This window comes from Gordonia amarae NBRC 15530, from assembly GCF_000241345.1.
Classification (GTDB): Bacteria; Actinomycetota; Actinomycetes; order Mycobacteriales; family Mycobacteriaceae; genus Gordonia; species Gordonia amarae.
In genome coordinates, this window is record NZ_BAED01000012.1 from 65,563 (window position 1) to 80,794 (window position 15,232).

General features: G+C 68.8%; 9 protein-coding genes and 1 pseudogene. 7 read left to right on the plus strand and 3 right to left on the minus strand.

Translation table 11 applies throughout. The annotated features are described in order from the left end of the window. Positions 1-339 precede the first annotated feature (339 nt). From clpB to GOAMR_RS03495, 3 genes are all read left to right on the plus strand, one after another. Entirely contained in the window at positions 340-2,892 is a 2,553-nt protein-coding gene (gene clpB, locus GOAMR_RS03485) for an ATP-dependent chaperone ClpB (protein ID WP_005182797.1), read from the plus strand. A gap of 398 nt (positions 2,893-3,290) precedes the next feature. Further along, entirely contained in the window at positions 3,291-3,683 is a 393-nt protein-coding gene (locus GOAMR_RS03490) for a PPOX class F420-dependent oxidoreductase (protein ID WP_005182798.1), read from the plus strand. A gap of 20 nt (positions 3,684-3,703) precedes the next feature. Continuing rightward, positions 3,704-7,066, plus strand: a complete 3,363-nt coding sequence (locus tag GOAMR_RS03495) for a DEAD/DEAH box helicase (protein ID WP_040514228.1) — start codon at positions 3,704-3,706, stop codon at positions 7,064-7,066. A 3-nt stretch (positions 7,067-7,069) separates the two neighbouring features. On the opposite strand, the gene GOAMR_RS03500 is transcribed toward GOAMR_RS03495, so the two are convergent. After that, complete coding sequence (locus tag GOAMR_RS03500) at positions 7,070-8,302, minus strand: M20 family metallopeptidase (RefSeq protein ID WP_005182801.1); 1,233 nt, start codon at positions 8,300-8,302, stop codon at positions 7,070-7,072. 155 nt (positions 8,303-8,457) lie between these two features. On the opposite strand from GOAMR_RS03500, the pseudogene GOAMR_RS25975 reads away from it, so the two are divergent. The 3 genes and pseudogenes from GOAMR_RS25975 to GOAMR_RS03510 form a co-directional block, all read left to right on the plus strand. Beyond that, positions 8,458-9,126 (plus strand): annotated as a pseudogene (locus GOAMR_RS25975) (TtfA family protein); the annotation flags it as partial. A 315-nt stretch (positions 9,127-9,441) separates the two neighbouring features. After that, positions 9,442-10,056, plus strand: coding sequence for an orotate phosphoribosyltransferase (pyrE, locus tag GOAMR_RS23995; protein WP_083836826.1), 615 nt, complete (start codon positions 9,442-9,444; stop codon positions 10,054-10,056). Between the two features lie 117 nt (positions 10,057-10,173). Further along, positions 10,174-10,830, plus strand: coding sequence for a TrmH family RNA methyltransferase (locus GOAMR_RS03510; protein ID WP_005182803.1), 657 nt, complete (start codon positions 10,174-10,176; stop codon positions 10,828-10,830). A gap of 12 nt (positions 10,831-10,842) precedes the next feature. On the opposite strand, the gene GOAMR_RS03515 is transcribed toward GOAMR_RS03510, so the two are convergent. After that, positions 10,843-11,559 carry a DedA family protein gene (locus GOAMR_RS03515; RefSeq protein ID WP_005182804.1) on the minus strand — a complete coding sequence of 239 codons (717 nt, stop codon included), beginning with the start codon at positions 11,557-11,559 and terminating at the stop codon, positions 10,843-10,845. Between the two features lie 291 nt (positions 11,560-11,850). On the opposite strand from GOAMR_RS03515, the gene fbaA reads away from it, so the two are divergent. After that, on the plus strand, positions 11,851-12,885 hold the full coding sequence (gene fbaA / locus GOAMR_RS03520; RefSeq protein ID WP_005182805.1) for a class II fructose-bisphosphate aldolase: 1,035 nt from the start codon (positions 11,851-11,853) through the stop codon (positions 12,883-12,885). Between the two features lie 86 nt (positions 12,886-12,971). Here fbaA and GOAMR_RS03525 read toward each other — a convergent pair. Next, on the minus strand, positions 12,972-15,232 hold a 2,261-nt coding region (locus GOAMR_RS03525; RefSeq protein ID WP_005182806.1), incomplete at its 5' end, for an Rv0361 family membrane protein.

Here is a 15,232-nt window from a genome sequence, read left to right on the forward strand (position 1 = left end):
GTCGTTGATTCTTCCTGCTCGAACACTCGAGCAACAGAGTCTCACAACGACCGGACCACTCAGGAGGGCTCGCCTCAGGCGTACTGGGCGGTGTCGTTTCAACAGCGCTCCAGTCCAGGCTTGTGACTGGTGGGACTAGTGTGACTGGAGGTGTACTACCGTCCAGTAGTCCAGGAATTTGCTCCGTCAGTCCAGACTTCGGGCGCCTGCGGCACTAAGAATCTGTTGGAGATCGGGCACTACGTCCTTAGTTGAGCGGAATAGGCTCAACTCTACTGGCGTTGTGGAGTCCGTAGGCTCATACTTGAGCCTGTTGGACTAAAGAGAAAGGCATGCGAAGTGGATAGCTTCACCCCCACGACCAAGACGCAGCAGGCCCTGAGTACTGCTGTGCAGGCCGCGACCGCTGCCGGCAACTCGGACGTGCGTCCCGCTCATATCCTGGTGGCCCTGCTCGATCAGTCCGACGGCATCGCCGCGCCGCTGCTCAAGGCTGTCGGGGTGGATCCGTCGACCGTTCGGACCTTGGCCCAGGCGATCGTCGATCGTGCGCCCACCGTCGCCAATGCTTCCGCGACCCCGCAACTGTCCCGCGAGTCGATCGCGGCCGTCAGTGCCGCCCAGCAACTCGCCGGTGAACTCAACGACGAATACGTCTCCACCGAACACCTCGTCGTCGGACTGGCTTCCGGTGACTCGGATGTCGCGAAACTCCTGCACAATCAGGGTGCGACGCCGCAGGCGCTGCGCGAGGCGTTCGTTTCCGTGCGCGGTACGGCCAGGGTGACCTCCGAGGATCCCGAGTCGACCTACCAGGCGCTGGAGAAGTACTCCACCGACCTCACCGCCGCTGCCCGCGAGGGCAAGCTCGACCCGGTCATCGGCCGCGACTCCGAGATCCGCCGCGTCGTACAGGTGCTGAGCCGGCGCACCAAGAACAACCCGGTGCTCATCGGCGAGCCCGGCGTCGGCAAGACCGCCATCGTCGAAGGACTCGCCCAGCGCATCGTCGCCGGGGACGTACCCGAATCGCTGCGCGGCAAGACCGTCATCTCCCTCGACCTCGGTTCGATGGTCGCGGGCGCCAAGTACCGCGGCGAGTTCGAGGAACGCCTCAAGGCCGTCCTCGACGAGATCAAAGGCTCCGCCGGACAGGTCATCACCTTCATCGACGAGCTGCACACCATCGTCGGTGCCGGTGCCACCGGTGACTCGGCGATGGACGCCGGCAACATGATCAAGCCGATGCTCGCGCGCGGTGAACTGCGCCTCGTCGGCGCGACGACGCTCGAGGAATACCGCAAGTACATCGAGAAGGACGCCGCCCTCGAACGGCGCTTCCAGCAGGTGTACGTCGGTGAGCCGTCCGTCGAGGACGCCATCGGCATCCTGCGCGGCCTCAAGGAGAAGTACGAGGTGCACCACGGCGTGCGCATCACCGACTCCGCGCTCGTGGCCGCCGCAACGCTGTCCGACCGGTACATCACCTCCCGCTTCCTCCCCGACAAGGCCATCGACCTCGTCGACGAGGCCGCCTCGCGGCTGCGGATGGAAATCGACTCGCGCCCCGTCGAGATCGACGAGGTGGAGCGGATCGTCCGCCGGCTGGAGGTGGAAGAGCTTGCGCTGCAGAAGGAAACCGACGCGGCGTCGAAGGAACGGCTGGAGAAGCTGCGTCAGGAACTGGCCGACCAGAAGGAGAAGCTGAACGAACTGTCCGCCCGCTGGCAGGGCGAGAAGACCGCCATCGACTCCGTGCGCGACCTGCGTGAGGAATTGGATCGCCTTCGCGGACAGGCCGATCGGGCCGAACGCGACGGCGACCTGGGCAAGGCCGCCGAACTGCGGTACGGGAAGATCCCCGGACTGGAGAAGGAGCTCGCGGCGGCCGTCGAGAAGACCGGCGCCGCACCGGGACAGGACGTGATGCTGCAGGAGGAGGTGGGTCCCGACGACGTCGCCGAGGTGGTGTCGGCGTGGACCGGTGTCCCCGCCGGCCGCATGCTCGAAGGCGAGAGCGCCAAGCTGCTGCGGATGGAAGATGAACTCGGACAAAGGGTCATCGGGCAGAAGGCCGCCGTCACCGCGGTGTCCGACGCGGTGCGCCGCGCCCGGGCCGGTGTCGCCGACCCCAACCGGCCGCTCGGCTCGTTCCTGTTCCTCGGACCCACCGGCGTCGGTAAGACCGAGCTGGCCAAGGCGCTCGCGGAGTTCCTGTTCGACGACGAACGCGCCATGGTGCGCATCGACATGAGTGAGTACGGCGAAAAGCACAGCGTCGCAAGGCTTGTCGGTGCTCCCCCCGGATACGTCGGGTACGAGTCGGGTGGTCAGCTCACCGAGGCCGTGCGGCGCCGCCCCTACACCGTCGTGCTGTTCGACGAGGTGGAGAAGGCACACCCCGACGTGTTCGACGTGCTGCTGCAGGTCCTCGACGAGGGCAGGCTCACCGACGGGCAGGGCCGCACTGTCGACTTCCGCAACACCATCCTCATCCTGACGTCCAACCTGGGCGCCGGCGGTGACAAGGATCAGGTGATGATGGCGGTGCGCGCGGCGTTCAAGCCCGAGTTCATCAACCGGCTCGACGATGTTGTCGTCTTCGACGCACTGAGTGCGGAAGAGTTGGTGTCGATCGTCGACATCCAGCTCGCGCAGCTCGGCAAGCGGCTGGCGCAGCGCAGGCTGAACCTGGAAGTGTCCGACAACGCCAAGAAGTGGCTGGCCGAGCGCGGATTCGACCCGCAGTATGGCGCCCGGCCGCTGCGCCGGCTGGTGCAGCAGGCCATCGGTGACCAGTTGGCCAAGCTGCTGCTCGCCGGGACGGTGCGCGACGGGGATGTGGTTCCCGTCAACGTGTCCGCCGACGGGGAGTCGCTGATCCTGGGCTGACCTGCTCCGTTGGTTGAGGTGCGAGCCTGGAAACCTGGCCACCTCGCCGGTTGAGGTGCGAGCGTGCGAGCCTCGAAACCTGGTGAGATGACATTATCGTCTCGCGGGGTTTCGAGGCTCGTCGCTTGCGCTCCTCGCACCTCAACCGGCAGTGGGGGTCGCTTGCGCTCCTCGCACCTCAACCGGCAGTGGGGGTCGCTTGCGCTCCTCGCACCTCAACCGGCAGTGGGGGGTCGCTTGCGCTCCTCGTACCTCTACCGGCAGTGGGGGGTCGCTTGCGCTCGTCGCGCCTCTACCGGCAGGGGGTCGCTTGCGGTTCTCGCACCTCATCCGGGGAAGGGGCGCTTGCGGTTCTCGTGACTCAACCGGTAAAGGGGTGGGCGCGTAGGGTGGCGGGTATGTCTGGATTCGGTGAGGCCGGGACCGCCAAGTATGTATCGCTGACGACGTTCCGGAAGGACGGGACTCCGGTGGCGACGCCGCTGTGGGCGGCGCTCGACGGCGATCGGCTGGTGCTGTGGACGCGCACCGAATCGTGGAAGGTTAAGCGGATCCGCCGCAATCCGGCGGTGACGGTGCAGGCCTGTGATGCCCGCGGCGGCAAGCTGTTCGGGGAGCCGGTGGCCGGGCGGGCCGAGATCCTCGATGCCGCCGGCACCGAGCGGGTGCGCGGCCTGATCATCGCCAAGTACGGGATCGCCGGCCGGATCACCGTGCTCGGCAGCACCCTGCGCAGGGGCAAGGGTGGCACTGTCGGACTGTCGATCGGTCTGGAGGAGCTTTTGTCGTAGGGGCGACGTAGCCTGTCGGAGTGCCTTCGGAACCCTTGCGTATCGCACCGGCCGAACTGCGGCGGCGGTTCGGTGGTAGTGCGCTCCAGCGGGGAACGCGGTACTCCAATTCCGGCATGGTCACCGAGTTCGGCTGGACCGACCGCGGTGAGCTGACCGGCCGGTGCCGTGGCTCGGGCCAGGAGATCTACCGGGTGACGGTGTCGTTCAACGGTGCCCCGTCGTCGCTCACGGTCTCGATGGCCACGTGCTCGTGCCCGGTCGGGATGTTCTGCAAGCACGCGGTGGCGTTGCTGCTGGTCGCCGGGCGTGCCGGGGCGGTGCAGCCCCCGCCGGTCGTGGCGTGGCGGTCGATGCTGTCGGCGGTGCTCGACGATGCGTCCGGCGAGGTGCCCACGCCCACCATGCGTCCGCTCGCGCTGTCGGTGGGAATCGAGGCTCCGACGAGTCTCGCGGTGCGGATGGGCAACCCCGATGCGGCATTGCTGGTGACACCGATGACCTGGGGCAAGCGTCGTGGATGGATCAAGGGCGGCGCCACGTGGTCGGACATCTTCCGCATCCGCCAGGAGGACTTCCCGACGGCCCAGACCGACGCCGTCATCGCGATTCACCGCGCGCTGGCCGGCAGCCTGTTCTCCCACCGGGATGAACGGGTCAGGCTGACGTACGCACCCCGCGAGATCTGGGATCTGCTGGAGTCGGCGCGGCGGGCCGGGGTCGAGATCATCGCCGGCCCCGGCGTGCAGGCGTCGTCGGTCCGGATCACCACCGCCCGGCTGCATTACGGCCTGCGGGGGTGCGCCGACGGCGCGCAGCTGACCGCCACGGTCGAGATCGGCGACGGACAGGTGCTCGCGGCCGGCGACGTCGGTGGCGTCCTCGGGCCCGCCGGGAACGTGCACGGCCTGTGGGGCGTCCACGACGACGCGCTGGTTCTCGCGGCCTTTGACCCGATCCCGGGTGCGGCCGAGATCGCCGCCGCCCGTGACGGTTCCGAGGTGCTCATCCCGGCCGCGGATCTGCCCGAGTTCTCGGCCGAGGTGCTGCCCCGGCTGACCCGGGCGCGCACCGTCGCGGTGCACGACGAGCAGCTGTTCGCCCCGCCCCGCATCGAGGGTCCGTTCGCGGTGCTGACGCTGACGCCGGCCCCGGCCGGTGGTGTGCGTCTGTCGTGGAGCGCCGGCTACACCGTCAACGACACCCGGCATGTCTTCGATCCGGCGGAGACCGCGGCCACCGGCTTTCGCGACGAGAGCGCGGAAGCCGCACTGTGGCAGGAGGTCCGGCCGGAACTGTCGGCGACCGCGCTGATGTGCCGGGCGTGGCGGACACACGCCACGGACCATTGGCGGCGCCGGCAGGTCCTCGATCACTCAGACAAGGTCCTCCGCGAGCTACGGCTGTTGCAGTCCGCCGACCCGGATGAGGAGGTCATCGGGGCCACCGATATCGCCGGTCTCCTTGTCACCGTGGATCTTTCCGGGGTCGAGGCGGCGCTGCTGGTGGCCGAGGCGCTGCCCGAACTCGACCGGCACCCCGGTATCGTCATCGACAACCGCCTGGACGTCGAGTATCGTGCCGCCGACAGCGCGCCGGCCATCGAATTCGCTTCGGAGGACAGTGAATTCGGCAATGACTGGCTCAGTCTCGGCATCACTGTCACGGTGGGCGGAACGCGTGTGCCCGTCGCCGCGGTCATCAGCGAGATCGTTTCCGGCGCAACCCACATGCTGCTCAACGACGGTGTGTACTTTCCGCTCGACTCACCCGAGCTGCGCAAGCTGGCCGACCTGCTCGCCGAGGGGCGGGCGCTCGGCGAGATCGAATCGGGCATGGTGCACCCGGCATCGCTCAACGCCACCTTCTGGGAGGAACTGCTCGCCCTCGGCGTCGTCGACGAACAACTGGCGAACTGGCGCGATCGTATGACGGCGCTGGCCTCGGCCCGGCCTCCGCACCTGGTGGACCTGCCCGCCGAACTGCACGCCGACCTGCGCGACTACCAGCACGCCGGCTTCGAATGGCTGACCTTCCTGTGGGACAACGGACTCGGCGGAATCCTCGCCGACGACATGGGCCTGGGCAAGACGGTGCAGACGCTCGCGATCATCACCCGCGCGGTCGCCGCGACGCCGGATGCGCGGTTCCTGGTGGTGGCACCGACCTCCGTCATCGCGAACTGGGCCGCCGAATGTCACAGGTTCGCCCCCGGGCTGCGGGTGGCCACCGTGACCGCCACCCGGGCCCGTACCGGTATGGGGTTCGAGCAACAGGTGGCCGGGGCCGATGTGGTGGTCACCTCCTACACCCTGCTGCGCCTGCTGTTCGACGAGATCAACGAATACTCCTGGGACGGAGTGATATTCGACGAGGCGCAGTTCATCAAGAATCACACCGGCAAGACCCACCAGTGTGCGCGCCGCCTGGAGTCGGGGTTCAAACTCGCTATCACCGGCACCCCGATGGAGAACAACCTGATGGAACTGTGGTCGCTCCTCAGCGTCACCGCACCCGGGCTGTTCCCGTCGCCGGTCGCGTTCACCGACTACTTCCGCAAACCCATCGAATCGGGTTCGGCGCCTGACCGGCTGGCCGTGCTGCGGCGGCGGATCAAGCCGGTCATGTTGCGCCGCACCAAAGATCAGGTGGCCATCGACCTGCCACCCAAACAGGAACAGGCGTTGGTGCTGGACCTGGCGGCGCGGCACCGCAAGATCTACGACACCCGACTCGCCCGCGAACGGCAGAAGGTGCTCGGCCTGCTCGGTGACTGGGAGAAGAACCGCTTCCAGGTGTTCCGGTCGCTCAGCCTGCTGCGCCAGCTCAGCCTGCACGCGAGTCTGGTCGACGAATCGCATCACGGCGTCGCGTCGTCGAAGGTCGACTACCTCACCGAGCAACTGCCGACACTGGTCGCCGAAGGCCACAACGCGCTCGTGTTCAGCCAGTTCACCCGCTTCCTGCACATTCTCGCCGCGCACCTGGACAAGGTGGGCATCGCCTACAGCTACCTCGACGGATCGATGAACGCCGCCGGGCGCGCCGAGGCGGTGCGGCGATTCACCTCCGGCGAGACCGAGGTGTTCCTGATCAGCCTCAAGGCCGGCGGTTTCGGCCTCAACCTCACCGAGGCCGACTACTGCTTCGTGTGTGACCCGTGGTGGAATCCGGCGGCCGAGGCGCAGGCCGTGGACCGTGCGCATCGCATCGGCCAGAGCCGGCCCGTGAACGTGTACCGGCTGGTGTCGGCGGGCACCATCGAGGAGCGGGTGGTGGCGTTGCAGGACCGCAAACGCGCACTGTTCGACGCGGTGGTGGACGACGGGGAGTTGTTCGGGACAGCGATCAGCGCCGACGACATCCGCGAGATGATCGGCTGAGCCCTACCCGGAGCCGAGCAGCCGCATCGCCATGAGGGCGTAAATCCTTGCGGCGGTGAGCAGATCGTCGACCGCGACCGACTCGTCGGGCTGATGGGCCTGGGTGTTGATGTTGCCGGGGCCCAGGACGATCGCCGGAATGCCGAGGTCACGGGAGACGAAACCACCGTCGCAGGCCGCCGTCCAGCCGCCCACCGACGGCGCCAGGCCCCGATCAGACAGGGCCGAACGCGCGGCATCGACAAGCGGATGCGCCTCGTCCGTGACGAATCCGGGCATCTCCATGGTCACCCGCACGGTGACGCCGATGCCGTCGGAATCGATGCCGGCCGCCGAGATCCGCCGGCGGATCGTCTCGGCGATGACCTCGGCGGACTCGCCGGGCATGAGCCTGCGGTCCACACCGAGCGAACACATCGGGGCTACCACCGAAATGCCTTGTCCGCCTTCGATGGTGCCGACATTCCAGGTGCCGAAGCCGAGCAGGTCGTCGGGGTCGGCGGCCAGGCGGGCCTGATCGTCGGAGATCAGGCCGACGATACGGGCGGCGGCGTCGATGGCGCTGCGGCCGTCGGCGGGCCTGCCGCTGTGCGCGGCCCGGCCGGTGACTTCGATGTCGAGGTACGAGGCCCCACGGCAGCCGCGCACGATGGTCAGGTCGGTGGGCTCGGCCACCACACACCCGAGGAACTCGTGGCCGGCGGGGCGGGTGACGAACCGCCGGACCCCGGCGCCGTGCTCCTCCTCGTCGACGGTGCACACCAGCCGGACGGGGCCGGTCAGCGGTACGCCGCGGCGGCGCAGCGCGCTCATCGCCGCCAGCACCGCGGCCAGCCCGCCCTTCATGTCTGTGGTGCCGCGGCCGACGAGGAGAGTGCGGCCCGTCTCGTCGACGGTGCGCCGTACCCGGTACGGGTCGCCGGTCCAGTTGGGACCGGCGGGCACGACGTCGGAATGGCCAAGGAACATCAGGCCCGGTCCGGTGGCGGCGTCCGGCAGCCAGGTGGCGGTCACATTGGGCCGGCCCGGTGCCACCTCGTCGGTCTCGGCCACCAGACCCAGGTCGGCCGCTGCTCCGGCGAGCACCGCGGCTGCCGCGGCCTCCGAGCCGCCCGGATTCTCACTCGGCGCCTCCACCAGCGCGCAGGTGAGCCGCTCGATCAGTCCGGCGTCGATGTCGTCGCAGATCTGCCGCTCGGCGCTGGTCAGGTGTGGGGCGGGTACCTCGGGGCTCACGCCGTCATCTTCTCACCGGTCACGCCGTTTCTCCCGGCCGGTGGGTGTGCGGCGTGTGGCGGGGCCGACGGGTGCGAGCCGGTGGGGCGCACACCGGTGCGCCGCGAGACGGCAATCGGTACGCCCGGGCAGGGCCGATAGTAGTGTGGGGCCTGATGACCATCATCTATCTAGTGCTCGGCGTACTGGCGCTGGCAGGTGCGGCAGCCTTGCTGTACCTCGACCGCCGGCGATCCGACGTGTCCCACCACCAGCGCACCAGCTGGGGTGAGCAGCACGGATTCAAGTTCCGCGAATCCGACGGCAAGCTCCGCAAGGTGTTCTCCAGGGCCGGGATGAACGTCCCCGACAGCATCGAGGTTTCCGATGTGGCCTACGGCGAGTACGACGGTGCGGAGGCGGTGGTCTTCGACCTCGTGGACACCGCCACCGTGATCGCGATCCGCAGATCCTTCCCGTCGAAGGTGGTGGTCGACCTGCGTCACGAGGACGTACTGGCCCCCGCCGAGATCGATGTGGAACTGCTCGGCGCGATGGGACCGCGCGTGATGTTCTCCAACAACCTCGACGTCGCGCGCCGCGTGTGCGACCGCCGGATGGTGGCGCTGGCCAACTCGGCTCCCGCCTACATCGAGATGCTGTGGAACGAGGGACACTGGGCGCTCGGTTCGCTGCCCCTCACCGACGACCCCGAGGAACTCGACACCGCGCTCGAGGTGGTGCGCCGGTTCGCCGACCTGCTGCGCGTGCTGCCACCACTGCAGGGGCCGCAGGACGCACCCGACCCGCGCGATCCGCACGGCCCCGCCCGGCCGGAACTGGCCGACAAGAAGACCGATCTCCTGCGCGACGGTGACCGCCGGGCGCGGATGGACGGCAACCGGCCCGACCCGGGCCGCGGCGGCGAACGACAGCCGGGACGGCCGGTCACCAGCCCCGGCACCCCCGTCGCGCCGCTGCTCAGCACCCCGCCCGCACCGAGTGCCCCCGCGGGAGCCACCGGCCAGCAGCCGGTCCGGCGTCGTCCACCCCCGGCCAGGCCCGGAACGGCGCAGCCGGGAACCTCGACCGGGGCCCGGTCGGGTCCCCGGCCACAGCCCATCGCACCTTCCGATGCCGACGAACCGATGTCCACACCGATGCCGCGCCCGGGCCGGCACCGATGCCGCGCCCGGGCCGGCGCCGACACGAAAGTGAGTAGCCCACAAGTGAGTCTCGATGCGGCCAAGCGTGAGCGGCTGGCCCAGCTCGTCACCGAACTGGCGGTTGTCCACGGCCGGGTCACCCTGTCGTCCGGCAAGGAGGCCGACTACTACGTCGACCTGCGCCGCGCCACCCTGCACCACGAGGCGTCACCGCTGATCGGGGCGCTGATGCGGCAACTCACCGCCGACTGGGACTACGACAGCGTCGGGGGTCTCACCCTGGGCGCCGACCCGGTGGCCACGTCGATCATGCACGCCGACGGCCGTCCGATCGACGCGTTCGTGGTGCGTAAGGCGGCCAAGGCGCACGGCATGCAGCGCCGGATCGAAGGTCCTGACGTCGGGGGCCGCCGGGTGCTGATCGTCGAGGACACCTCCACCACCGGGGCGTCGCCGTCCGAGGCCGTCCGTGCGGCCCGCGAGGCGGGTGCGACCGTCGTCGGAGTGGCGACCGTCGTCGACCGGGCCACCGGTGCCGACGAGGTCATCGGGGCGCTCGGCGTGCCGTATCGCTCGCTGCTCGGGCTCGGCGACCTCGGCCTTGGCTGACCTGGGTCGTTCGGTTCTATCCGGGGTGGATGCGTCAGGGGTGGATGGTCGCCGGACCCAACGCGTCCCTCGCTCCTTCGTCGCTTCGGCCTCGGGGATCACAATGGGTGGTTGGTTGTGACGGGGGATGCGGCTGCCGGGCCGACGGAGTGGCAGGCGGGGGAGCCTGTGGGGGTGGGGCCCTGGGAGGGGCCGTGGCCGGAGGGGGAGCGGTACGACCCGGAGCTGCTGGCGGAGGGGGATACCCGCAATGTGGTCGACGCGTACCGGTACTGGACGCGGGAGGCGATCGTCGCCGACATCGACAGTCGCCGGCACCCGTTCCACGTGGCCATCGAGAACTTCGCGCACGACGCCAACATCGGGACCGTCGTGCGCACGGCCAACGCCTTCGCGGCCGCGGCCGTGCACATCGTCGGCAGGCGGCGCTGGAACCGGCGCGGCGCGATGGTCACCGACCGCTACCAGCATCTGATGCACCACGACACCGTCGACGAGTTGATGGCGTGGGCGCGGGAACAGGGCATCGCGGTGGTGGCCGTCGACAACACCCCCGGGTCGGTGCCGATCGAGACCGCGGACCTGCCGCGCGAATGTGTGCTGCTGTTCGGTCAGGAAGGTCCCGGCGTGAGCGAAACCGCGCAACTGCGGGCCGATCTGACGGTGTCGATCGCCCAGTTCGGGTCGACCCGCAGCATCAACGCGGGAGTGGCCGCCGGGATCGCGATGCACGCGTGGATCCGGCAGCACGCCGACCTGACTCAGGCCTGGTAGCGCGGCGAGCGCTCAGACCGTGTCCTCCGCGGCGGAGGCATCCTGAGCGGCGTCCTCCGGGTTGTTCTTGGCGGCGCGCTTGCGGCGGTACCACTCGATGGCCATCGGTGCCACGGACAGCAGCACGATGAGGATGAAGATCGGCTCGATGAGCTTCTGCACGACCTCGAACCGGCCCAGCCAGTAGCCGAGCAGCGTGATGCCCGCACCCCAGACGACGGCGCCGAGCACGTTGTAGATGGTGAAGACGGTGAACTTCATCTTGGCCGCGCCGGCGACGATGGGTGCCAGGGTGCGCACGATTGGAACGAAACGGCCCAGGAAAATGGTCACCGGACCGTACTTCTCGAAGAACTCGTGCGCCTCGACGATGTACCGCTCCTTGAGGAAGCGGGCGTCGGGCTTGAACATCTCCGTGCCGAGGAACCGGCCGATCCAGTACCCGATCTGCCCGCCGATGATGCCGGCGATGGGGATGAACAGCAGCAACTGCCACAACGACGCGAACTTGTCGATGTCGTCCTTGCCGCCGGCGGCGACGACCATGCCGGCCACGAAGAGCAGCGAGTCGCCCGGCAGCACCGGGAACAGCACACCGGACTCGATGAGGATGACGAGCAGCAGGCCCCAGAAGGCCCATGCGCCGAACCAGCTGAGCACATTGATCGGGTCGAGGATGCCGGGCAGGGCGACCTCGGTCGTGGTCTGGGCGAGAACGGTGTCGATCACGGGGTCTTAGCGTACATGTCCATTCTGAGAACTCGTGAAGCGCGGAGGTGGCCGTGACCTGCGCGATAGGTGTGGGACAGCGCGCGGCCGGTGCCCCGCCGGGTGTCCGGTATGTCCGGAACGTGTCCGGTTCCCGGCGTGCACGCACACGCACGCGGCGCGCTTGCCATACTGAGGGGGTAGTGAACCCACTCGACAGGCCGGTCCCCGGCACGCCGGCAGGGCGATGATCGTCGCACACCTGCACCGCCCGCGGGAAACCTGAACCACCTACACGGTTGGAGGACATAAATGCCCATCGCCACTCCCGAGCAGTATGCCGAGATGTTCAAGAAGGCGAAGGAGGGCGGCTACGCCTTCCCCGCGATCAACTGCACCTCCTCGTCCACCATCAACGCCGCCATCAAGGGCTTCGCCGACGCCGGCAGCGACGGCATCATCCAGTTCTCCACCGGTGGCGCCGAGTTCGGTTCGGGCCTCGGCGTCAAGGACATGGTGACCGGCGCCGTCGCGCTCGCCGAGTTCGCGCACGTCGTCGCCGCCAAGTACGACGTCACCATCGGCCTGCACACCGACCACTGCCCCAAGGACAAGCTCGACACCTACGTCCGGCCGCTGCTCGCGATCTCGCGGGAGCGTGTCGACGCCGGCAAGGATCCGCTGTTCCAGTCGCACATGTGGGACGGCAGCGCCGTGCCGATCGACGAGAACCTGGAGATCGCGCAGGAACTGCTGAGCCTGTCGGCCGCCGCGAAGATCATCCTGGAGATCGAGATCGGCGTCGTCGGCGGTGAGGAGGACGGCGTCGAGGCCGCCATCGACGACAAGCTGTTCACCACCCCCGAGGACTTCGAGAAGACCGTCGACGCGCTCGGCGTGGGCGAGAAGGGCCGCTACCTGCTGGCCGCCACCTTCGGTAACGTCCACGGCGTGTACAAGCCCGGCAACGTCAAGCTGCGCCCCGACGTGCTCAACACCGGCCAGGAGGTCGCGACCAAGAAGCTCGGCCTCGCCGAGGGTTCCAAGCCGTTCGACTTCGTCTTCCACGGCGGATCGGGCTCGCTCAAGAGCGAGATCGAGGAGGCCCTGAGCTATGGCGTCGTCAAGATGAACGTCGACACCGACACCCAGTACGCCTACACCCGCCCGGTGGCCGGCCACATGTTCAGCAACTACGACGGTGTGCTGAAGGTCGACGGCGACGTGGGCAACAAGAAGGTGTACGACCCGCGCAGCTGGTCCAAGCTGGCCGAGACCTCGATGAGCGCGCGCGTCGTCGAGGCCTGCACCGACCTCAAGTCGGTCGGCAAGTCGATCAGCGCCTAGCCTGCATCTGCACAGACGGCACCGGCCCGGACGGAGAATCTCGTCCGGGCCGGTGCCGTTTTATGTCCATTCATGTCCGTGAGCGGCTACGGGGCGTTGCACACCTTCCAGTCGCCCTCGATCTTGCGCAGCACGATGATGACCTCCTGCGGCTCATTGGGCCTGCTGGTGTTGACGGCCTGTACCTGCACGTTGGCGGTGCCGTCCTCGTTGATCATCGCGGCGGAGATCCCGTTGATGCGGATCAGCTGATCGGCGGCCTTCTGCTGCTCGTAGATCTTCTGGTACTGCTCCTCCTTGCCGTCCCACTGGCTGAATTCCTTCTGCTTGGGACCGCAGGTGATGCTCCGCAGCGTGGTCAGGTCACCGGTGTAGAGGGCGTTGCCGTATGTCTGGGCGACCTGGGCGGCCCGATCGACCTCGGGCGTGGACTTGTTCGAGTTGAGCAGCAGCGCCACCACCACGGCGACGACGGCGACCACGGCCACCAACGCGCCGACCAGCCACCACTTCTTGCCGCCGGACTTGGCGTCCGAGGTGTCGGTGGCGCTGACCGTCGTCGGCTTGTGGGCGGTCGTCGACCAGCCGTCGGTCTTGGCCGCGGGCGTCGCCGGGGCAGCCGGGCGGGCGGCTGGCGGGCGGGGCAGCTTCTCCACCGGAGCCTTGGGCAGCTTCGGGGTCTTGACCGTCGGAGCCTCGGCGGCGGCGAGATCCGCGGCCGCCTGCTTCGACTTGTCCAGTGCGACGGTCGATGATGCGTCCGCCGGCTTCTCGTCGGCCTCCGGAACGACGATGGCGGCGAATTTCTTCGTCTCCTCGTCGGACGGCTCGACGTCGTCGGTGGTGTCGGCCTCGGCTGTGTCGCCGTCGGAGTCCTCGGTGATCTCCGCGGTGGCGAGTTCGGTCGTCTTCTCGTCGTCCGCGACCTCGTCGGTCGCGCGCTCGGTGGTTGCTTCCTCGTCGGCCACTGCTTCCGCGATGGCGAGTTCGGTGGTCTTCTCGTCGTCGACGGCCTCATCGGCTTCGGCCTCGTCCTCCGCCGTCTCACCGGTGGAGTCGTCGCCTTCGGCCTCGAGGTCCGCGACCGCGGCAGCCGAGCCATCGGCCTCGGTCGCGCCCGCGTCCTCCGCGCTGCCGGAGTCTTCTGCGTCCGATTCTTCTGCGTCCGATTCTTCTGCGCCGGATTCGTTTGCGTCCTGGGGTGCTTCCGCATCCTTGGACACCGCACCGGGCTCGGGTTCCGCTGCGGTCTCGGCCTCCGCAGCGGTCTCGGGCTCCTCGGGGGCCTCGGAAACCTCTGCGCTGTCGCGGGTTTCGGCGTCCTCCGGAGCGTCGACGGCCGCCTCGTCGGCGGGTGCCTCCGCGTCGGTGGCGGCGTCCTCGGCACCGGAATCCTCTGGCTCTTCGGATTCCCCTGTGGCAGTGCCCTTTTCGTCGACATCCTTGTCGGAGTCGTGACCGGCCACTACGGCGGTGGCCGCGGCCCCGATGAGCACTGCTCCGGCGGCGACCGCCGCGGCACCCGGTCCGTCGCCGTCCGAATCCTCGTCCGCCGGTGCCTCCTTGTCGCCGGACTCAGATTCCGCCGACTCCGCGTCTGCGGCCTCTGCTTCTGCTGATTCCGGGGGCTCCGGGACCTCTGCCGATTCGGTGCCGTCGGCCGCGGAGTCCGTGCCCGATGCCAGGGCGACGACTTCGGCCGGCTCGGGGGTCTCCGCATCGCCGGCGGCCTCGGCCGGAGTGCGGTCCGCAGGGGCTGTGTCGTCAGCCGGCGCTTCGGCTTCGGCGGTAGCGTCCTCGGTGGGGGCGTCCTCGGCGGGGGTCTGGGTCTCGGCGTCGTCGCCGGAGTCGGCGAGCGGAGTGTCGCCCGCAGCCTCCGCCTCGGCGGCGGTGGCCGCGGCGATCTGGGCCAGTGCATCGGAGGAGATCGCGACCGTCGGGCCGTCGATCGAGCCGCCGCCGCGGGGCCGCCTGACCGGCGCGGCGGGCTGTGCGGCCTTGTCGGCGCTCTCCCGCGCCGGGGTGTCCCCGGCTGTGTCGGTATCTGTGGGCGAGTTGGGGTCTGCGGGCGAGTTGGGGTCCACGCCGCTGTCGTCGAGTTCGGTGTCCTCGAGCGGGGGCAGGTCGCTGAAGTCGGGGAGACTGTCCTTACCGATCACCACGGTCGCCGAATTGATGCCGATACCACCGGACGGCTTGCGGGTGGGCGTGGAGGGCGCCTTCTCCTGTGCGGAGTCGGTCGGCTCTTCGGTGTGTGTCACGTTCTCTCCGGAACCTGGCTGTACGTCGGGGGCAGTGGCGTCGGCGGGGGCGGCCGGGACCGGTTCGGTCGGGGCGTCTGCCGGGG